Origin of the sequence: Thiobacillus sp. SCUT-2 (genome assembly GCF_035621355.1) — a bacterium.
Classification (GTDB): Bacteria; Pseudomonadota; Gammaproteobacteria; order Burkholderiales; family Thiobacillaceae; genus Thiobacillus; species Thiobacillus sedimenti.
In genome coordinates, this window is record NZ_CP141769.1 from 1519317 (window position 1) to 1538004 (window position 18688).

Annotated in this window: 17 protein-coding genes; all 17 read right to left on the bottom strand. The window is 69.6% G+C overall.

Going from position 1 to position 18688, the window contains the following annotated elements; genetic code table 11:
• Positions 1-3: 3 nt before the first annotated feature.
• The 17 genes from VA613_RS07400 to flhA all read right to left on the bottom strand — a co-directional run bounded on the left by VA613_RS07400 (position 4) and on the right by flhA (position 18681).
• The gene (locus VA613_RS07400; protein WP_324778462.1) at positions 4-657 is read right to left on the bottom strand and encodes a sensor histidine kinase; all 654 of its coding nucleotides are present in this window, start codon (positions 655-657) and stop codon (positions 4-6) included.
• Positions 654-2318, bottom strand: coding sequence for a response regulator (locus VA613_RS07405; RefSeq protein ID WP_324778463.1), 1665 nt, complete (start codon positions 2316-2318; stop codon positions 654-656). The genes VA613_RS07400 and VA613_RS07405 overlap by 4 nt, the downstream gene beginning before the upstream one ends.
• 136 nt (positions 2319-2454) lie before the next feature.
• On the bottom strand, positions 2455-3264 hold the full coding sequence (locus VA613_RS07410) for an ABC transporter ATP-binding protein (RefSeq protein ID WP_324778464.1): 810 nt from the start codon (positions 3262-3264) through the stop codon (positions 2455-2457).
• Positions 3257-4384, bottom strand: a complete 1128-nt coding sequence (gene sucB / locus VA613_RS07415; protein WP_324778465.1) for a dihydrolipoyllysine-residue succinyltransferase — start codon at positions 4382-4384, stop codon at positions 3257-3259. The genes VA613_RS07410 and sucB overlap by 8 nt, the downstream gene beginning before the upstream one ends.
• Positions 4374-7070, bottom strand: coding sequence for a 2-oxoglutarate dehydrogenase E1 component (locus VA613_RS07420; protein ID WP_324778466.1), 2697 nt, complete (start codon positions 7068-7070; stop codon positions 4374-4376). The genes sucB and VA613_RS07420 overlap by 11 nt, the downstream gene beginning before the upstream one ends.
• A 21-nt stretch (positions 7071-7091) precedes the next feature.
• Positions 7092-8387 (bottom strand): citrate synthase, encoded by a 1296-nt coding sequence (gene gltA / locus VA613_RS07425; protein ID WP_324778467.1) that lies wholly within the window; start codon positions 8385-8387, stop codon positions 7092-7094.
• Complete coding sequence (locus VA613_RS07430; protein WP_324778468.1) at positions 8384-8755, bottom strand: FAD assembly factor SdhE; 372 nt, start codon at positions 8753-8755, stop codon at positions 8384-8386. Before VA613_RS07430 ends, gltA begins: the two co-directional genes overlap by 4 nt.
• Positions 8679-9374 (bottom strand): succinate dehydrogenase iron-sulfur subunit, encoded by a 696-nt coding sequence (locus VA613_RS07435; protein WP_324778469.1) that lies wholly within the window; start codon positions 9372-9374, stop codon positions 8679-8681. The genes VA613_RS07430 and VA613_RS07435 overlap by 77 nt, the downstream gene beginning before the upstream one ends.
• A complete protein-coding gene (gene sdhA / locus VA613_RS07440) occupies positions 9374-11143 on the bottom strand; it encodes a succinate dehydrogenase flavoprotein subunit (RefSeq protein ID WP_324778470.1) in 1770 nt (589 codons plus the stop codon). Before sdhA ends, VA613_RS07435 begins: the two co-directional genes overlap by 1 nt.
• A 43-nt stretch (positions 11144-11186) precedes the next feature.
• A complete protein-coding gene (locus tag VA613_RS07445; RefSeq protein ID WP_324778471.1) occupies positions 11187-12032 on the bottom strand; it encodes an alpha/beta hydrolase in 846 nt (281 codons plus the stop codon).
• A 34-nt stretch (positions 12033-12066) separates the two neighbouring features.
• Positions 12067-12405, bottom strand: a complete 339-nt coding sequence (sdhD, locus tag VA613_RS07450; RefSeq protein WP_324778472.1) for a succinate dehydrogenase, hydrophobic membrane anchor protein — start codon at positions 12403-12405, stop codon at positions 12067-12069.
• On the bottom strand, positions 12402-12782 hold the full coding sequence (sdhC, locus tag VA613_RS07455) for a succinate dehydrogenase, cytochrome b556 subunit (protein WP_324778473.1): 381 nt from the start codon (positions 12780-12782) through the stop codon (positions 12402-12404). The genes sdhD and sdhC overlap by 4 nt, the downstream gene beginning before the upstream one ends.
• A 19-nt stretch (positions 12783-12801) precedes the next feature.
• Positions 12802-14046 carry a malic enzyme-like NAD(P)-binding protein gene (locus tag VA613_RS07460; protein WP_324778474.1) on the bottom strand — a complete coding sequence of 415 codons (1245 nt, stop codon included), beginning with the start codon at positions 14044-14046 and terminating at the stop codon, positions 12802-12804.
• Between the two features lie 78 nt (positions 14047-14124).
• The gene (locus VA613_RS07465) at positions 14125-14835 is read right to left on the bottom strand and encodes an RNA polymerase sigma factor FliA (protein ID WP_324778475.1); all 711 of its coding nucleotides are present in this window, start codon (positions 14833-14835) and stop codon (positions 14125-14127) included.
• Positions 14836-14859: 24 nt separating this feature from the next.
• Entirely contained in the window at positions 14860-15498 is a 639-nt protein-coding gene (locus VA613_RS07470) for a P-loop NTPase family protein (RefSeq protein ID WP_324778476.1), read from the bottom strand.
• Entirely contained in the window at positions 15491-16627 is a 1137-nt protein-coding gene (gene flhF, locus VA613_RS07475) for a flagellar biosynthesis protein FlhF (RefSeq protein WP_324778477.1), read from the bottom strand. Before flhF ends, VA613_RS07470 begins: the two co-directional genes overlap by 8 nt.
• Entirely contained in the window at positions 16624-18681 is a 2058-nt protein-coding gene (gene flhA / locus VA613_RS07480) for a flagellar biosynthesis protein FlhA (protein ID WP_324781228.1), read from the bottom strand. Before flhA ends, flhF begins: the two co-directional genes overlap by 4 nt.
• Positions 18682-18688 lie beyond the last annotated feature (7 nt).

The window sequence follows — 18688 nt, forward strand, 5'->3', positions numbered from 1 at the left end:
CGCTCAGGGCAGCAGAAGCTCGAACGCCGCGCCGCCTTCGTTGGACAGGCGCAGCGCGCCGCACCGGCCGTGGTTGTCGTGGCTCTGGGCGATCAGGCGCGCGAACTGCAGGCCGAGGCCGGTGCCGCTGCCGCGGATCGCGGTGCCGGCGGCGACGCTGTCGAGCACGTGCTGCGGATAGCCGGACGAGTCATCGGCCACCCGGAGCGCGAGGAACCCATCCCGCATGGCGGCTTCGATGCGGATGGCGCTACCCGCATAGCGCAGCGCGTTGTGGACGGCGTTGATCAGCGCCATGTTCACCAGGTCGCGATCGAAGAACCACAGGACGGGCACCTCGTCGGCAACGGCCGACTCGACGCGCAACCGCCCGCGTGCCAGCGCCCGCGTCTGCTCGGCGAGCTCGTGCACCAGGTCGTGCGGCGAGCAGGCGTCGATCATCGGATGGATCGGGCCGTTGGCCGCCTTGTAGATCAGCAGCGCCTGGTTCAACCGGTCGATCACCCCCTGGCACAGCAGGCGCGCCTCGTCGAGCGCGCCGTCGTGCGCCGGTTCGCCGTTGGGCGGAACGCCCTCGATGCTCATCGACAGCAGGCCGAGGCTGTTCTTCAGCTCGTGGATCAGCGCCGCGTAGAAGTCGCTGCCGGCGAAACTCATGCGGCGGACTTCCTGCGGATGCCGAAGCGGTTCTCCAGCTCCCGCATCTGCAGCCGCAGGCCGGCGATGCGGGCGTGCCCCGGCGCCTGCCGCTCGGCCTCGGCGAGGTAGGCGCGCGCGCTCTCGAGCATGCCTTCGTCCATGCCGACCTGGTCGAGATACTTGAGGATCACCCACACCGCGTTCATGATGATGCGCGGGTTGAAGGGCGCCTCGCCGCAGGCGGTCAGCAGCTTGTCGACGGCGCCGCGGAAGTCGCCGCGCTGGGCCAGCACGACGCCCTCGTTGTTGAGCTGGCGCACGTCGCCGGTGGCGGCGGACAGCACGCCGGCCCCGGCATCCGGCCGCCCGGCGTCGTCGTAGATGCGCCGCGCCTTGGCGAGCAGCGCGTCACTGTCGTGGGCGTTGCGCGCGACCTCGCCGACGATGGCATCGGCTTCGTCGTTGCGGCCGAGCGTCATGCAGGTCCCCGCGAGGTCCAGCATCAGCTGGGCATCGCCGCGCGCCCCGGCGGCGCGCAGGCGGGAGGCCTCGTCGAGCGCCTTCGCCGCGTCCTGCAGCGCGCCGTCGCGGGCATGCACCATGCTTTCGGTGACCGCCATCACGAGCTGTCCTTCGGGGCTCGCCTGCAGCGCGCTCTTGTTCCGCTTCAGGGTCTCGGCGGCGGCCTTGGCGTCCCCCTGCTCCAGCTGCACCCGGCACAGGTTGCCGTAATCGGCGGGGGTCACGAAGATGGAATGGCGCCCCTTCTCCAGCGCCTGGGCGTAGGCGGCACGCGCGGTGTCGAGATCGCCGTTGGCATGGGCGACCTCGCCCAGCTTCTGCTGTCGCCGCACCGTCTTGCCCGAGATCGCCACGCCCTGCTCGAGCGCCGCCTGCGCCGCCTCCGCGTTCTTCTGCGCCAGGCAGACATCCGACAGCAGGTCGTAGGCGGAGACCATCTCCGGCGCGTCATCGAGAACGTCGCGCAGCTCTCCCTCGGCCGCCTCGTCCTTGTTCTGCAGGTGCAGCGCACGCGCCAGGCCCAGCCGGGCCCAGGGGATGGCGCGCATGTTGATGACCTGCTGGTAGAGCGCCTCCGCCTCGTCGAAACGTCCCGCGGCGACCAGCAGCTCGCCCTTGAAGCGCATGGCGTCGACCGCGTATTTCGGCGTGGCGCGCATCAGCGCGTCGCAGCCGGCGATCGCGGCGTCCAGTTCCTGCGCCTCGAACTGCCGGTAGATCTCGCGGAAGGCACGCTTGCGCAGCAGGATGCCCTCGAGGCGGCTGCGCAGCACTTCGGCGCTGAACGGCTTGATCATGTAGTCGTCCGGCGCCAGCTCGGCGGTGGCGACGACCTTCTCGTAATACGACTCGGCGGTCACCATCATGAACACCGTCTCGAGCGCGATGAGGTGGCTGTGGCGCAGCTCCTCGAGCAGCTGCTGCCCGTCGCGCCCCTCCCCGAGGTTGAAGTCGCAGAGGATGAAATCGCAGTCGCGGTGCTTGATCTGGAAGATGGCCTCGGCGGCGTTCGCCGCCATCTGGATCTTGGTGATGCCGAAGTTCGCCAGGGTGAGCCGCAGCGCGTTGCGCATGCCGGGCGAATCGTCGACCACCAGCGCGCGCAGGGCGGCGTAGTCGATGGGAGGGTGGCCGGCGCTCGCCGGTTTGAGACTCATGGTCGAAGAAGATGCCGGTTTGTCAGTCGCGCCAGATGGGTGGCCGGTCGCCATCCGAAACAAGGGTTGACTGAGGTAACGGCAGTTTTTGCGGGAACTGAACCGCGCTGGACGCGGCGCGAGGCGCCGGAACGGCTCAGCGGCCGCGCGGGCCGAGCTCGAGTTCCTGGGGATAGGGCCGGCTCGGGTACTGGAAGGCGACGGGGCCGTCCGGCTGCGCATGGACGAACTGGCGCACGAAGGGGTCGTCGGACGTCTGCATGGCGGCCGCCTCGCCTTCGGCCACCACGACGCCGTCGTGCAGGAAATACACGTAGTCGGCGACCTTGAGCGATTCGGAGACGTCGTAGGTGACGACGATCGAGGTCAGGCCGAGGGCGTCGTTGAGGCGCCGGATCAGGTTGGCGATGGTGTTGAGCGAGATCGGGTCGAGGCCGGCGAAGGGCTCGTCGTACATGATCAGCATGGGGTCGAGCGCGATCGCCCGCGCCAGCGCCACGCGCCGCTCCATGCCGCCGGAGAGCTCGCTGGTCCGCAGCCCGTGCGCGCCGCGCAGCCCGACGGCGTGGAGCTTCATCAGCACCAGGTCGTGGATCACGTCTTCCGGCAGGTCGGTGTGCTCGCGCATCGGATAGGCGATGTTGTCGAATACGGAAAGGTCGCTGAACAGCCCGCTGACCTGGAACATCATCCCCATCTTGCGCCGCAGCGCATAGAGCGCCTTGTTGTCGAGCGTGTGCACGACCTGGCCGTCGACCGCGACACTGCCGCGCGCCGGCACGAGCTGGCCGCCGACGTGGCGCAGCAGCGTGGTCTTGCCGCAGCCGCTGACGCCGAGGATGGCGACCACCTTGCCGCGCGGGATCGCCAGATCGACGCCGCGCAGCACGGCCCGGTCGCCGTAGGCGAAATGCAGGTCGCGGATCTCGACCAGCGCGTCACCCATGCGCGGGGTCCTCAATCAGGGCCTCGGGCGACTCCAGCGCGGCCTTGACCGCGGCCAGGAACTGCACCGCGTCGCGGCCGTCGATCAGGCGATGGTCGTAGGTCAGCGCGAGATACATCATCGGCCGGATCACCACCTGGCCGTTTTCGGCGACGGGACGCTCCTGGATCGCGTGCATGCCGAGGATCGCGGACTGCGGCGGGTTGAGGATGGGGGTCGAAAGCAGCGAGCCGAACACGCCGCCGTTGGTGATCGAGAACGTGCCGCCGGCGAGCTCCTCGAGGGTGAGCTTCGCCTCGCGCGCGCGCCTGGCGAAATCGGCGATCGCGGCCTCGATCTGGGCCGGCGACAGCGTCTGCGCGCGGCGCAGGATCGGCACGACCAGGCCGCGCGGGCTGGAGATCGCGATGCCGATGTCGGCGTCGGCGTGCCAGACGATGTCGGTGCCGTCGATCGCGGCGTTGACGACCGGGAACTGCTCGAGCGCCTTGCACACCGCCCGCACGAAGAACGACATGTAGCCGAGCTTGACGCCGTGCTTCACCTCGAACTCGGCCTTGAAGCGCTGGCGCAGCTCGTTCACCGGCTGCATGTTCACCTCGTTGAAGGTGGTCAGCATGGCGGCCGCATGCTGCGCCGCGACCAGGCGTTCGGCGACGCGCTGGCGCAGGCGCGACATCGGCTCGCGCCGGCTCTGCGGCGGAATGGCCTGCGCCGCACCCGCTTCCGCGACCGGAAGCGGGATGCCGCCGCGCGGCGGCGCCGGTTCTGCGACGGGAAGCGGGGCGACCGGTTTCGATGCGGATGCGACGGCGGGCGGGATCGCCGGCTGGGCGACCGGCGGCGCGGCAGGTGCGGCCGCCGGCGCGATCGCGACGCCCTCGCCGGTCTCGATCACCGCGACCACCTCGTCCGCCTTGACGACGGCTCCCTCCGGCTGCCGGATTTCGACCAGCGTGCCCGAGGCCATCGCGGGGATTTCCAGGATCACCTTGTCGGTCTCGAGGTCGACCAGGGTCTCGTCGCGCGCGACCGCCTCGCCGACCTGCTTGCGCCACGGCAGCAGGGTGCCGCTGGCGACCGAATCGGACAGCTGCGGAACGCGCACTTCAATTTTCATACGGGGTCTCCAGGGCGTCGCCGATCAGCGCCTCGAGCTCGGCGCGGTGACGCGACACGTAGCCGGAGGCAGGAGCCGCGGCGGCGGGCCGGCCGGCGTAGTGGAAACGGTGGCCGGCCGGCGCGCAATGATTGAGGTGGTGCAGGGTCTGGAACCACGCGCCCTGGTTCATCGGCTCTTCCTGCGCCCACACGAAGGTGGCGGCATGCGGATAGCCGTTGAGGGTCTCGCGGAGCGCATCCTCGGGGAACGGGTAGAGCTGTTCGACGCGCGCGATCGCCACGCCGTCGAGGCCACGGGCGGCGCGCGCCGCCTCGAGGTCGAACCACACCCGCCCGCTGCACAGCACCACGCGCGTCGCCTGCTGCGGGGCGCGGGGGTCGTCGATCACCGGGCTGAAGGCGCCGCTGCTGAGGTCCGCGAGCGAGGACGTCGAGGCCGGATGCCGCAGCAGGCTCTTCGGGCTCATGATCACCAGCGGCTTCCTCGTCGGGCGCACGATCTGGCGCCGCAGCAGATGGAACAGCTGCGCCGGCAGGGTCGGGACGCAGACCTGGATGTTGTCCTGGGCGCACAGCTGCAGGAAACGCTCGAGCCGCGCCGACGAATGCTCCGGCCCCTGCCCCTCGAAGCCGTGCGGGAGCAGCAGGACCAGGCCGCACAGACGGCCCCACTTGGCCTCGCCGCTGGTGATGAACTGGTCGATCACGACCTGGGCGCCGTTGACGAAATCGCCGAACTGCGCTTCCCACACCACCAGGGTGTCGGGCGCCGCCGTGGCGTAGCCGTATTCGAACGCGAGCACGGCTTCTTCCGACAGCAGCGAATCGATGATGGTGAAATCGCCCTGGCGGTCGTGCAGGTGCTCGAGCGGGACGTAGACGCCGCTCTGCCGGCGTTCGCGCTTCTGGTCGTGCCAGACCGCGTGACGATGGAAGAAGGTGCCGCGCGCCGAATCCTGGCCCGAGATGCGCACGTTGTGGCCGGCGTCGAGCAGGCTGGCGTAGGCCAGCGTCTCGGCGTAGCCCCAGTCGACCGGAAGCTCGCCCGCCCGCATCCTGCGGCGGTCGTCGAGGACCTTCTGCACGCGCGGGTGGAGTTCGATCTCGTGGGCCAGCGTGGTGATGCGTTCGCCGAGGAAATCGAGCCGCGCAGCCGGCACCGCGGTCGGCACCTCCGGCACGGCCTTGCCGCGGAAGCGGCCCCAGTTCATCCCGTAGGTTTCCTTGAAGTCGGTCTCGAGCGGCGGACGCAAGGGCTCGCCATGCTCCAGCCGTGTGCGGCAGGCATCGACCAGGTCGTCGACCTGGGCCTGCGTCAGCACGCCCTCCTCGACCAGGCGCTGCGCATACAGCACACGTGCGCTCGGGTGCGCATTGATGCGGCGGTACATCAGCGGCTGCGTGGCGAGCGGTTCGTCCTGTTCGTTGTGGCCATGGCGGCGATAGCAGACCAGGTCGATGAAGACGTTCTTGTGGAAGGTGTAGCGGAAATCGACCGCTGTCTGCACCGCGAACGCGACCGCCTCGGGGTCGTCGCCGTTGACGTGCAGCACCGGTGCCTCGACCATCTTGGCGACGTCGGTGCAGTAGAGCGTCGAGCGCACGTCGCGCGGATCCGAGGTGGTGAAGCCGATCTGGTTGTTGATGACGATGTGGATCGCGCCGCCGTTGCGGAAGCCGCGCGTCTGCGACATGTTGAGGCTTTCCATCACCACGCCCTGCCCCGACAGCGCGGCGTCGCCGTGCAGGATCACCGGCACCACCTCGTAGCCGAGCACGTCGCCGCGACGGTCCTGGCGCGCGCGCACCGATCCGCGCACGACCGGATGCACGATTTCGAGGTGCGACGGATTGAACGCCAGCGCCAGGTGGACCGGGCCGTAGGGCGTGGCGACGTCGGTGGAAAATCCCTGGTGGTACTTGACGTCGCCCGACAGCGGCGTGTCGGGGTCGCCGTTCGCCGGCTCCTCGTAGAGGCTGTCCACCGCGCGTCCCATGATGTTGACCAGCACGTTGATGCGCCCGCGGTGCGCCATGCCCATCACGACTTCCTTGGCGCCGTGGCGCGCGCAGCGGCTGATCACCTGGTCGAGCAGCGGGATCAGGCTTTCGCCGCCTTCGAGCGAGAAGCGCTTCTGGCCGACGTGGCGGGTGTGCAGGAATTTCTCCAGCGTCTCGGCATCGGTCAGGCGCTTGAGCAGCTGCTTCTTCAGATCGGCCGACACGCCGAAGCGGCCCTGCGCGGCCTCGATGCGCTCCTGCAGCCAGCGCTTGCGCGCGACGTCGGTGATGTGCATGTACTCGACGCCGACGTGGCCGCAGTATGCGCTGCGCAGGCGGCGCAGGACGTCGGCGAGCGTGGTGCGGCCGACGCCGAACAGCGAGCCGGTGTCGAACTCGCGCGCAAGGTCGGCCTCGGTCAGCCCGTAGTGCTCGGGATCGAGCTCGGGCGTGGGCGGCGGCTCGAAGCGCTGCAGCGGATCGAGCTCCGCCTTGCGCACGCCCAGGTAGCGATAGGCGTTGATGAGCCGCAGCACCGCGATCTGCGCCGCGTCGGAACCCGCCGCGGCCCCCGGCACCGGCTGCGCCAGCCAGGACGCCAGCGCCTCGTCGGAGAACTGCTCCAGGTAGGCGACGTTGCCGCCATGCAGCGGCGAGGTCGGGAGCCAGTCGGGCGCGCTCATGCCTTGGCTATGCGCGGGGGCTCACGCCCCGCGCCGGTCGAGCGGAACGAAGTCGCGCCGCGTGTGCCCGGTGTAGAGCTGGCGCGGCCGGCCGATCTTGTGCGCGGGGTCGGACAGCATCTCGTGCCATTGCGCGACCCAGCCGGCGGTGCGCGCCATCGCGAACAGCGCGGTGAACATGCTGGTCGGGATGCCCATGGCGCGGAAGATGATGCCGGAATAGAAATCGACGTTGGGATAGAGCTTGCGCTCGATGAAGTACTCGTCCTCCAGCGCGATGCGCTCGAGCTCGAGGGCGATCTTGAACTGCGGGTCGTCGCGCAGGCCGAGCTCGTCGAGCACCTCGTAGCAGGTGTGGCGGATGATGGAGGCGCGCGGATCCATGTTCTTGTAGACGCGATGGCCGAAGCCCATCAGCCGGAACGGGTCGGACTTGTCCTTGGCGCGGCGGATGAATTCCGGGATCTTGGAGACGTGGTCCATCTCCTCCAGCATGCGCAGCACCGCCTCGTTGGCGCCGCCGTGCAGCGGCCCCCACAGCGAGGCCATGCCGCTCGCGATGCAGGCGTAGGGGTTGGCGCCGCTGGAGCCGGCCAGGCGCACGGTCGAGGTCGAGGCGTTCTGCTCGTGGTCCGCGTGCAGGATGAAGATGCGGTCGAGCGCGCGCGCCAGCACCGGGTTCGGCGCGTAGTCCTCGCACGGCGTCGCGAACATCATGTGCATGAAGTTCTCGGCGTAGGTCAGCCGGTTCTGCGGATAGACGAAGGGCTGGCCCTCGTTGAACTTGTAGGCCCACGCCGCGACGGTCGGGATCTTCGCGATCAGGCGGTGCGCGACGATTTCGCGGTGCGCCGGATTGAAGTTGTCGAGCCCGGCATGATAGAAGGCCGACATCGCGCCGGTGACGCCGATCATCACCGCCATCGGATGCGCGCTGCGGCGGAAGCCGCGGAACACGTTCTCCATCTGGTCGTGCAGCAGCGAATGGTGGCGGATCGACTGCACGAAGGCCTGCTTCTGTTCGGCCGTCGGCAGCTCGCCGTGCAGCAGCAGGTAGCTGACCTCCATGTAGTCCGACTGGTAGGCCAGCTGGTCGATCGGGTAGCCGCGGTAGTACAGCAGGCCCTGGTCGCCGTCGATGTAGGTGATCGCCGAGGTGCAGCTCGAGGTCGCGGTGAAGCCGGGGTCGTGCGTGAAATAGCCGTGGGCGCCGAGCGAACGGATGTCGATCACCGGCTTGCCGTAGGTGCCCTCCTCGATCGGCAGTTCGATCGATGGGCTGCCGTCGCTGAACGTGAGGGTGACGGTTTTTTTCATCTTGCTTCTCGAAAATGTTGCAGGCGTCGAACGAGCGCGTCGAGGTCCGCATCGCCCGCAGGCGACCGACCTTGCAGCCGGTCCAGGATCTCCATGTCCGGCAGGTCCAGCAGCCGCTCGAGCGCGGCCGTCTCGTGAGGTTGAAGTGTAGCGCGGTGCGCGGCCCAAAAGCCACCCAGCCAGCAATCCAGCTCCAGCAGGCCGCGTCGGCAGCGCCACCTGATTCGATCGGGTTGGGGTCCGTCTTCACCCCCGCTCCCGCTCGCGGGAGAGGGCCGGGGAGAGGGCCTGTCAGACACGGCGCTTGACCAGCAGCGACTTGATGCGCCCGATCGCCTCGGTCGGATTGAGCCCTTTCGGGCAGGCATCGACGCAGTTCATGATGCCGCGGCAGCGGTACAGCCGGTACGGATCCTCGAGATTGTCGAGGCGCGCGGACATCGCCTCGTCGCGGCTGTCGGCGATGAAGCGCCAGGCCTGCAGCAGGCCGGCCGGGCCGACGAACTTCTCGGGATTCCACCAGAACGACGGGCAGGACGTGGTGCAGCACGCGCACAGGATGCACTCGTAGGCGCCGTCGAGCAGCGCGCGGTCCTCGGGGCTCTGCAGGCGCTCGACCTCGGGTTCGGGCGCCTCGTTGACCAGCCAGGGCTTGATCGAGCGGTACTGGCGGTAGAACGGCTCCATGTCGACGACGAGGTCGCGGATCACCGGCAGCCCCGGCAGCGGCCGCACCTCGATCGGCTGCTTGAGCTCGCCGAGCGGGGTGATGCAGGCGAGGCGGTTGCGGCCGTTGACGTTGACCGCGTCCGAACCGCACACGCCTTCGCGGCACGAGCGGCGCAGCGACAGCGTCTCGTCCTGCGCCTTGATCGCGATCAGCGCGTCGAGCAGCATCTTGCCGGCCGGATCGATGTCGAGCTCGACGTCCTGCATGCGCGGCTCGGCGTCGGTTTCCGGATTGAAGCGGTAGAGGCGGAACTTCATCAGTACACCCGTTCCTTCGGCCGGATCGACTCCACCGTCAGCGGCTTCAGCCGCACCGGCTTGGTGTCGATCTGGTCGCCTTCGCGCGAATACAGCGTATGCCGCAGCCAGTTGTCGTCGTCGCGCTGCGGGAAGTCCTCGCGCGTGTGGGCGCCGCGGCTCTCGGTGCGCGCCAGCGCCGAGACCAGCGTCGCGCGCGCGACGCCGACGAGGTTCTCCAGTTCGAGCGCCTCGATGCGCGCGGTGTTGAAGACGCGACTGGTGTCCGTGAGCCCGGCGTGGGCGAGGCGGGCTTCGAGTTCGTCGAGCTTCGCGAGTCCCTCGCGCAGCACGGCCTCGGTGCGGAACACGCCGCAATGCGTCTGCATGGCCCGCCGCAGGTCGTCGCTGATCGCCGCGACGCGCTCGCTGCCCGGGCGTTCCCAGCGCGCCAGGCGGGCGCGGCTGGCGTCGGCGGCCTCCGCCGGCAGCGGCCGCGGATAGGGGTTGTCGCGCAGGGTGTCGAGCATGTGGCGGCCGGCGGCACGACCGAACACGACGAGATCGAGCAGCGAGTTGCCGCCCAGGCGGTTGGCGCCGTGTACGGACACGCACGCGCATTCGCCGACCGCGTAGAGGCCCGGCACCGGTTCCTCCGGCCCGAAGCGCGCCGGTGCGACGACCTGGCCGTGCAGGTTGGTGGGGATGCCGCCCATCATGTAGTGCGCGGTCGGTGCGACCGGGATCGGCTTCTCGGCCGGATCGACGCCGGCGAAGCGGATGGCGAGCTCGCGGATGCCGGGCAATTTCTGCGCGATGGCGGCCTCGCCCAGGTGGTCGAGCTTGAGATGGACATAATCGCCGCCGCCTTGATTGGAGGCAGCCCCGCAGCCGCGCCCCTCGGCGATCTCGATCGCGATCGCGCGCGCCACGACGTCGCGCCCGGCGAGGTCCTTCGCATGCGGCGCATAGCGTTCCATGAAGCGCTCGCCGTCCTTGTTCAGGAGATAACCGCCCTCGCCGCGCACGCCCTCGGTGATGAGGCAGCCGACGCCGGCAATGCCGGTCGGGTGGAACTGCCAGAACTCCATGTCCTGCAGCGGCAGCCCGGCGCGCAGCACCATGCCGAGCCCGTCGCCGGTGTTGATCATGGCGTTGCTGGTGTTGCCGAACACGCGCCCGGCGCCGCCGGTGGCGAGCAGCGTTGCGCGCGCCTCGATCAGCAGCGGCTCGCCGGTCTCGATGCTCATCGCCGTCACGCCGAGGCAATAGCCTTCGGCGTCGCGCACCAGGTCGAGCGCGAAGTACTCGTCGAAGAACTGCGTGCGGTGCTTGATGTTCTGCTGGTAGAGCGTGTGCAAGAGCGCGTGCCCGGTGCGGTCGGCGGCGGCGCAGGTGCGCGTCGCCTGGTCGCCGCCGAAATGCTTCGACTGGCCGCCGAACGGCCGCTGGTAGATCCTGCCGTCGTCCAGCCGCGAGAACGGCAGGCCCATGTGCTCCAGCTCGTACACGGCCGAGGCCGCCTCGCGACACATGAACTCGATCGCGTCCTGGTCGCCGAGCCAGTCGCCGCCCTTGACCGTGTCGTACATGTGCCATTCCCAGCGGTCGTCGTCGACGTTGGCGAGCGCGGCGGTGATGCCGCCCTGCGCCGACACGGTGTGCGAACGGGTCGGGAAGACCTTCGACACCACCGCGACCTTGTAGTCGGAGCGCGCGAGCTGCAGCGCCGCACGCAGGCCGGCGCCGCCGCCGCCGATGATGAGCGCGTCGAAGCGGCGCGTGTTCATCGCCCCGCCTGCCCGGCCGTCGCGCGATCGATCGCCGGCGAAGTCATGGCGCGCCCAGCGTGCCCAGCCACGCCGTCAGCGGCTCGGCGGCGTGCTCGAGCATGTCGACATGGCCGCCGGGCAGTTCCAGATACGTGCTGCGGTCGTTCGCCGGCAGGCGCTCGAACAGGGCACGGCGGTTGTAGGGAAGCGGATCGCGCTCGCCGACCGCCCAGAAAACCGGCTGGCGGATCTGCCCCAGGGCAGCGTGCGTGCCTGGAAACGTCGCGGCGTCATGGTAGGAGAGCAGCACGGCCGGCGTCGCGATCAGCGTATCGGTGAACGTGCGGTTGGCCTTGCCGACATTGGTGACGGAGAAGCGCGCCGTCTCGTCGCCTCGCCCTTCGGCCAGCATCTGCTTCGCCTGCGCGACGGCCGGCGCCACGGCGTCCTGGCTCTTTCGCGCGAGGTCGATCATGCCGGCGGGCGCCAGCATGAAGCGCCCCACCACGGCGGTGGGCGGGTCCGCAGGCCGGTACAGGATCGCGGCCATGCCGCCGTAGCTGTGGCCGCCGACCACGACCCTGCCGCCCGATTGCGCTGCGAGCGCCACCGCGGCGTCGACGACCTCCATCGCCTGCGCGAGCGTGCCGGTCCAGTGTTCGCCGGCCCACGGCATGCGCGGCGCGACGACCGCATAGCCGGCAGCGTTGAGTTTCGCGTACAGGGCCTGGTAGTCCGGCTTGTCGGGGTCGGAGCCCTTGCCATGGATGAAGACCAGGGCGAGGCCCTTGCCGGGTTCGCCGTACAGGCTGGCCTGGGTGGTCAGGCCGGACGGCGTGCTCAGGCTCGCCGCCCACGACGTCGCCGTGCACAGGCAGGCGAGCAGGATCAGGAGTCGTTGCAGCATGCTTTCCTCCCCGATTCGATACGAACGCGGCGCCTCATGGCCACAGCGCCATCAGCAGCACGATCTCGCTCGCGGCGAGCGTGACGATCACCGCGAGATAAAGCGCGAGCCGCAGCCACACCGGATGGACGTAGTCCATGAAGATGTCGCGCATGCCGACCCAGGCGTGCAGCGCGAGCGCCGTCATCGTCAGCAGCAGCAGCGCGCGCACCCACAGCGGTGCGAACAGGGCCCGCCAGCCGGGGAAATCGACCGGCAGCGCGCCCAGCAGACGGACGGCCAGCGCCGGCACGGCCAGCGCGAGCAGCACCGCCGTCGCCCGCTGCACGAGCCAGGTTCCGGTGCCGGTATGCGATCCGGTGGCCGACTTCATGCGAACAGCCTCGCCGCCGCGACAAGCGTCACCAGGCCGGACGCCGCGATCACCGCGAGGCTGGTCCGGCGCGCCTGCGCGAGCGCCGTGCCCCGGTGCACGTCGAGCCCCAGATGCCGCAGGCCGGCGAACAGGTGGTGGCTGAACGCCCACACGAGCACGAGCAGAACGAGCCGCGCGAACGGGTGCGCGAGCGCATCGGCCATCCGGCCGAAGGCGGCCTCATCCGTCAGCGAAACGGACAGCGCCCACGTGCCGAGCGGCACCGCCAGGAACAGCAGCGCGCCGGACACCCGATGCAGGATCGACACCCAGCCCGGCAGCGGCAGGTGGATGCGCAGCAGATCGAGATGGACGGGGCGTGCGACGGGCTTCACGGCACGTTGCGGAATCGGCTCAGGCCCGCCGGGTCTTTTTCGCGCCCGCCCGGGCCGGCTTCTTCGCGGCGGCCTTCGCCACCGCCTGCGGCACGCGCTGCGCGAGGCGCGGGTCGAAAGGCTTGGGCAGGATGTAGTCGGGACCGAACTTGAGCTGCTTCAGCTTGTAGGCCTTCAGCACCGAGGCCGGCACCCGTTCGCGCGCCAGCTCGGCCAGCGCATGCACCGCGGCGATCAGCATGTCCTGGGTGATCTCGCGGGCGCGCGCGTCGAGTGCGCCGCGGAAGATGAAGGGGAAGCCGAGCACGTTGTTGACCTGGTTCGGGTAGTCCGAGCGTCCGGTCGCCATGACGAGGTCGCTGCGCGCGGCCTTCGCCTTCTCCGGGAGGATCTCGGGGTTGGGATTGGCGAGTGCAAAGACGACCGGCTTGTCGGCCATGCTCTTCACCATCGCCGGGCTCACCAGGTTGGCGCCGGAGACGCCGACGAAGACGTCGGCACCGGCCATCGCCTCCTCGAGCGTGCGCAGCCTGGTCTGGCGCGCATACGCCTTCTTGAAGGCATTGAGGTCGGTGCGGCCCTTGTGCACCACGCCCTTCGAGTCGACCAGCAGGATGTTCGACTTCTTCGCGCCCATCGCGACCAGCAGATTCAGCGAGGCGATGCCCGCCGCGCCGGCACCCAGGCAAACGATCTTCGCCGTCTCCAGCGACTTGCCCTGCACATGGAGCGCGTTGATCAGGCCGGCGCAGATGATCGTCGCCGTGCCGTGCTGGTCGTCGTGGAACACCGGAATGTCGAGCTTCTTCTTCAGCGCGGCCTCGATCTCGAAGCAGTGCGGCGCGGCGATGTCCTCGAGGTTGATTCCTCCAAAAGTCGGGGCGATTGCCTCGACCACCTTGATGAAGTCCTGCGGCGATTTCGCGTTGACCTCGATGTCGTAGACGTCGATGCCGGCGAATTGCTTGAACAGCACGCCCTTGCCTTCCATCACCGGCTTGGCGGCAAGCGGGCCGCGGTCGCCGAGGCCGAGGATGGCGGTGCCGTCGGTGATGACCGCGACGAGGTTGCCCTTGTTGGTGTAGTCGTAGGCCTTGGCAGGATTCTTCGCGATTTCCAGCACCGGCTGCGCGACGCCGGGCGTGTAGGCGAGCGAGAGATCGGCCTGGGTGGAACACGGCTTGGACGACTCGACCGAAAGCTTGCCGGGCTTCGGCAGGCGGTGATAGTCGAGGGCTTTCTTCTTGAGGGCGGCTTGGCTCATGGACAGACGGGCGAGCGGATTGAACAAGCTCGCATTATCGCGGATTTGTCCGCCCTTGGCCCGTCATCGGGCCTGTTCCTAGTCCTTCCAGATCTTGAGCTGGGCGCGCAGCCGCGCGACGGCCTGCGAATGCAGCTGGCAGACGCGCGATTCGGACACGCCGAGCACCGCGCCGATCTCCTTCAGGTTCATGTCCTGCTCGTAGTACATGCCCATCATGCTGCGCTCGCGCTCGGGCAGATGGTGGATCGCCGCGATCAGGCTCGCGCGGAAGCCCTCGTCCTCCAGCACCGCCAGCGGGTCGCTGGCGCCGTCGACGAGGTAGCGCTCGAGGAAGCTGGCGCTGTCCTCGTCCGAAAAATCCTCGTAGTACAGCAGCTGCGAGCACTTCACGTCGCCCAGCATCGCCTGGTACTGCTCGATCGGCATGCCGAGCTCGGCGGAAATTTCCTGCTCGGACGGCGATTTGCCGTTGCGCTGCTCCAGGCGGTGGATGGCCGCCTCGATCTGGCGCGATTTCTGCCGCACGTGGCGCGGCAGCCAGTCGGCCTCGCGCAGTTCGTCGAGCATCGCGCCGCGGATGCGCTGGGTGGCATAGGACTCGAACTGCGCGCCCTGGGTGCCGTCGAAGCGGGCGACGGCGTCCATCAGGCCGATCAGCCCGACCTGGATCAGGTCGTCGACTTCGACGCTGGCGGGCAGGCGCGCCATCATGTGGTACGCGATGCGCTTGACCAGCGGCGCATACTTCGTGACTTGTTCGTCTTGCGACGAGGGTTTACCGGCCATGTTTCAGGTGTTTCCTGTTCTTGTTCAGCGAGCGCTCGCGCTCGTCTCCTCGCCCGCCATTCTAACGGCAAGCGCGGCAAATGCATCATCCTCCTGCGCCGCGCTGTAGACCCGTTCCTGCACGCGTTCGCCGAGGAAATGGCCGCATGCGGCGCGCACCCGCTCGCATGCCGCCGCGTCCCCCAGCAGTCCGATCGGGCCCCCGGCGCCGACATGCGCCAGCGACTTCACGATGCCGTAGGCCCGGAACAGCGAAGCATGGGCCGCGTGCACCTCGATGATCACGGCGCCGGGGGCGGCCGGCAGCGATGGCGCGCCGGCTGCCTCGTCGGTGTCGAACAGCACCGTGTCATAGCCTTGCAGCGCGGCATGCCGCATGACTTCGTCCGCGCGCGCGCCGGGCGCGTGCCATCCCTCGCCGCCGGCCAGCGGAATCGTCTGCAGCCGGCCGCGGGCGAGCTGCTGGCGCCAGTCGAACAGCGGACGTGCGGGGGCATCGCCGAAGAGGCGGGCGCCGGCATCGACGACCAGCGTATGCCGGCCGCGCTCCCGCAGCGCGCGCGCCAGCCGGATGACGCATTCGGCGGCGTCCGAGTAGACGAGGAGATGACGCGCCTGCTGCGCAGTGCTGCGTCGACGCAGTCCGGCGGCCTGGTCAGCCACCGTGCGGGCCGCTCATGGCGCGGCGCTCGGCACGTTCCGCCTCGACGCCGGCAAACAGGGGCCAGTCCTCGGCCTCCAGCGCGTAGGGCGTCACGAGCTGGCCGCCTTTGAGCGCGCGATCGATCAGATAGGCGGCGCTCGGCGCGTGCAGGTCCTCCGGAACCCGCTGGCCGCCGGCAACATAGGCCAGCGGCAGCCGGTGGCGGATCAGGCCGTCCAGCGCCGCCCCCGGCTGCGGTGTCTCGTCGAGCTTGGTGAGGATGCAGGCCGCGGCACCCGCGCCGAAGGTCGCCACGGCCTGCTCGATCGCCGCGCCCTGCTGGTTGGCGGCGATCACCGCGATGCGGCTCACGCCGGATGCGTCGAGCGCCTGCCCCGCGCGGGCACGCGGGTCGGCCGGGGCGAATCCGGCGGTATCGACCAGGACCAGCCGCGTGGCAGCGAGTCCGGCCAGCGCCTGCCGCAGCTGCGCGGCGTCCTCGCAAACATGGAAGGAAACGCCGAGGAGTTCGGCATAGATCTGCAGTTGCGCCGCCGCCCCGACGCGGTGCGCGTCGGCCGCCACCAGCGCGACCTGCGCCGCCCCGTGGCGCTCGACGCCGCGCGCCGCGAGCTTGGCAAGCGTCGTGGTCTTGCCTGCCCCCGTCGATCCCACCAGCGCGTAGCGTCCGCCGCCGGCCAGCATGTCGTCCTCACGCCCCTGCACCGGAAGATTGCGGATCAGCACCTGGCGCAGCCAGCGCTGCGCCGCGGCGGCGTCGAGCCCGCGCGGCAGGCGGGCGGCAAGCGTGCGCGCCAGCGCACTGCCGAATCCCGCCGCGAACAGCGACTGCAACAGCGCGACCCGCACCGGATCGCGCCGCCGCGCCGTGCCCCAGGCAAAACCCGCCAGCTGGTTCTGCAGCAGGCCGCGCAGGCGTGCCAGCTCCTGCAGGATGCGCGAACTGCCGCCCGCCTCGCTCGCGGATTCCGGCGCCGGGACTGCCAGCTCGGCGTAGGCGCTGGCCAGCAGTTCGACGCCCTGCGGATGCGGCCGCGTCGACAACACCACGGCGTCGTCGCCGAGTTCCCGCCGGACCCGGTCGAGGCCTTCGCGCGCGTTCGCCGCGACGATGCGCTTGACGCTCATTGGCCAGGCTCCAGCGTCAACTCCGTGCTCACCTGCACCACCTTGTCGGCGGGCACCTCCGCGTAGGCGATCACCGACAGCCTGGGCACGGCGCGGCGCAGCAGGCGCGACAGCACCGCCCGCAGTCCGGGCGAAGTCAGCAGCACCGGCGGATACCCTGCCGCCTCCTGCTCGGCCACGGCCCGCTCGCCGGCATCCGCAAGCGCGTCGAGCGTGGCCGGCGACAGCAGCGCCTCGCCCTCGTCACCCATCTCGTTCAGCAGGCTCGTCTCGGCGGCCGGGGACAGCCCGATCACGTGCAGGGTGCCGCTGCCCTCGAACAGGCGGTCGACGATGCTGCGCCCCAGCGCGGCGCGCACGGTTTCCACCAGATCGTCGATCGCCTGGCTCTTCGGCGCCCGCGCAGCGAGCGTTTCGAACAGCGTCCGGCTGTCGCGGATCGAGACGTTCTCGGCGATGAGCTGCTGCAGCACGGCCTGCACGCTGGTCAGCGGCAGATGGCGCGGCGTGACGTCCTCGACGAGGCCCGGATGGCTGCGCGCCAGCGTGTCGAGCAGCTGCTGCACCTCGGTGCGCCCCAGCAGCTCCGGCGCGTGCTGGCGGAAGACCGCCTCGACCTGGCGCGCGATCAGTTCGTCGAGCTGGAACACCACGAAACCGCGCAGCTCGGCTTCCTCGGTCCGGCCCGCATCGATCCATACGCCGGGAAGAGCGGTCAGCGGATCCGCTCCGGGCGTACCGTCGATCCGTCCGAGCACCTCCCCCATGTCGACCGCGAGCACCTGCCCGCCCGGCAGTTCGCCATGCCCGACGTCGACGCCCTTGAGCGTGATGCGGTAGGCGTTCGGCTTGAGTTCGAGGTTGTCGCGCACGCGGATCAGCGGCACCACCAGCCCCATGTCGGTGGCGAAGCGACGCCGTGCCTCGGTGATCCTGTTCAAAGCCGCCCCGCCCTGGTTGCGGTCGACCAGCGGAATCAGCCGATAGCCGACCTCGAGCGCAAGCACGTCCACCGGCGGGATATCCGCCCAGGTGACGTCCACCGGCATGCTGTCCGCTTCGTTCACCTCCTCCGGCTCGACGTCGAAGAAGGCAGCGGTGCGCTGGCGCCGCAGCAGCAGGAAGCCGACGCCGGCCAGCACCGCGCCGATGGTGAGGAAGGCGAGGTGCGGCGTGCCGGGAATAATCCCCAGCGTGCCCAGCACGGCGGCGGCGACGTAGAGGGTCTGCGGACGGCCGAAGACCTGGCTGGAAAACTCGCGCGACAGGTCCTGCTCGCTCGATGCCCGGCTGACCACGATGCCCGCCGCCGTCGAGATGACCAGCGCGGGGATCTGCGTCACGAGGCCGTCGCCGACGGTCAGGAGCGCGTAGCGGCCGAGCGCCTCGCCGACGCCGAGATTGTGCTGCAGCAGGCCGACTGCGACGCCGCCGATCAGGTTGACGACGAGAATGATCATGCCGGCGACGGCATCGCCGCGCACGAACTTGGAGGCGCCGTCCATCGCCCCGTAGAAGTCTGCCTCGCGGCCGATCTCGCCGCGCCGCGCGCGCGCTTCGGATTCGTTGATGAAGCCGGCGTTGAGGTCGGCGTCGACGGCAAGCTGCTTGCCCGGCATCGAATCCAGCGTGAAGCGCGCCGCGACCTCGGCGATGCGTCCGGCGCCCTTGGTGATGACGACGAAGTTGATGATCACGAGGATCGTGAACACCACGAAGCCGACGGCGATGTTGCCGCCGACCAGGAAATTGCCGAAGGACTCGATCACCTTGCCGGCCGCATCCGGCCCGGTGTGGCCCTGCATCAGGATGATGCGGGTCGACGCGACGTTGAGCGACAGCCTCAGCAAGGTCGTCAGCAGCAGCACCGTGGGAAACACGGAAAAGTCCAGCGGGCGCCGCGCGTTCAGGCTCACCAGCAGGACGATCATCGCGAGCGCGATGTTCAGCGTGAACAGCACGTCGAGCATGAAGGTGGGCAGCGGCAGCACCATCATCGCCAGGATCAGCAGCACGAGGCCGGGCACCGCGAGGCGGTTCGCCGGCAAGCCCATCACCATC

Bases quoted from the DNA above. Each gene is read 5' to 3' on its own strand.
- VA613_RS07420 (WP_324778466.1), bottom strand. From the start codon at position 7,070: ATGAGCGCGCCCGACTGGCTCCCGACCTCGCCGCTGCATGGCGGCAAC.
- VA613_RS07465 (WP_324778475.1), bottom strand. From the start codon at position 14,835: ATGGCCGGTAAACCCTCGTCGCAAGACGAACAAGTCACGAAGTATGCG.
- flhA (WP_324781228.1), bottom strand. From the start codon at position 18,681: ATGGGCTTGCCGGCGAACCGCCTCGCGGTGCCCGGCCTCGTGCTGCTG.
- sucB (WP_324778465.1), bottom strand. From the start codon at position 4,384: ATGAAAATTGAAGTGCGCGTTCCGCAGCTGTCCGATTCGGTCGCCAGC.
- VA613_RS07435 (WP_324778469.1), bottom strand. From the start codon at position 9,374: ATGAAGTTCCGCCTCTACCGCTTCAATCCGGAAACCGACGCCGAGCCG.
- gltA (WP_324778467.1), bottom strand. From the start codon at position 8,387: ATGAAAAAAACCGTCACCCTCACGTTCAGCGACGGCAGCCCATCGATC.
- VA613_RS07445 (WP_324778471.1), bottom strand. From the start codon at position 12,032: ATGCTGCAACGACTCCTGATCCTGCTCGCCTGCCTGTGCACGGCGACG.
- VA613_RS07400 (WP_324778462.1), bottom strand. From the start codon at position 657: ATGAGTTTCGCCGGCAGCGACTTCTACGCGGCGCTGATCCACGAGCTG.
- flhF (WP_324778477.1), bottom strand. From the start codon at position 16,627: ATGAGCGTCAAGCGCATCGTCGCGGCGAACGCGCGCGAAGGCCTCGAC.
- sdhD (WP_324778472.1), bottom strand. From the start codon at position 12,405: ATGAAGTCGGCCACCGGATCGCATACCGGCACCGGAACCTGGCTCGTG.
- sdhA (WP_324778470.1), bottom strand. From the start codon at position 11,143: ATGAACACGCGCCGCTTCGACGCGCTCATCATCGGCGGCGGCGGCGCC.
- VA613_RS07460 (WP_324778474.1), bottom strand. From the start codon at position 14,046: ATGAGCCAAGCCGCCCTCAAGAAGAAAGCCCTCGACTATCACCGCCTG.
- VA613_RS07405 (WP_324778463.1), bottom strand. From the start codon at position 2,318: ATGAGTCTCAAACCGGCGAGCGCCGGCCACCCTCCCATCGACTACGCC.
- VA613_RS07430 (WP_324778468.1), bottom strand. From the start codon at position 8,755: ATGCCTGCCCGAAAGGGCTCAATCCGACCGAGGCGATCGGGCGCATCA.
- VA613_RS07410 (WP_324778464.1), bottom strand. From the start codon at position 3,264: ATGGGTGACGCGCTGGTCGAGATCCGCGACCTGCATTTCGCCTACGGC.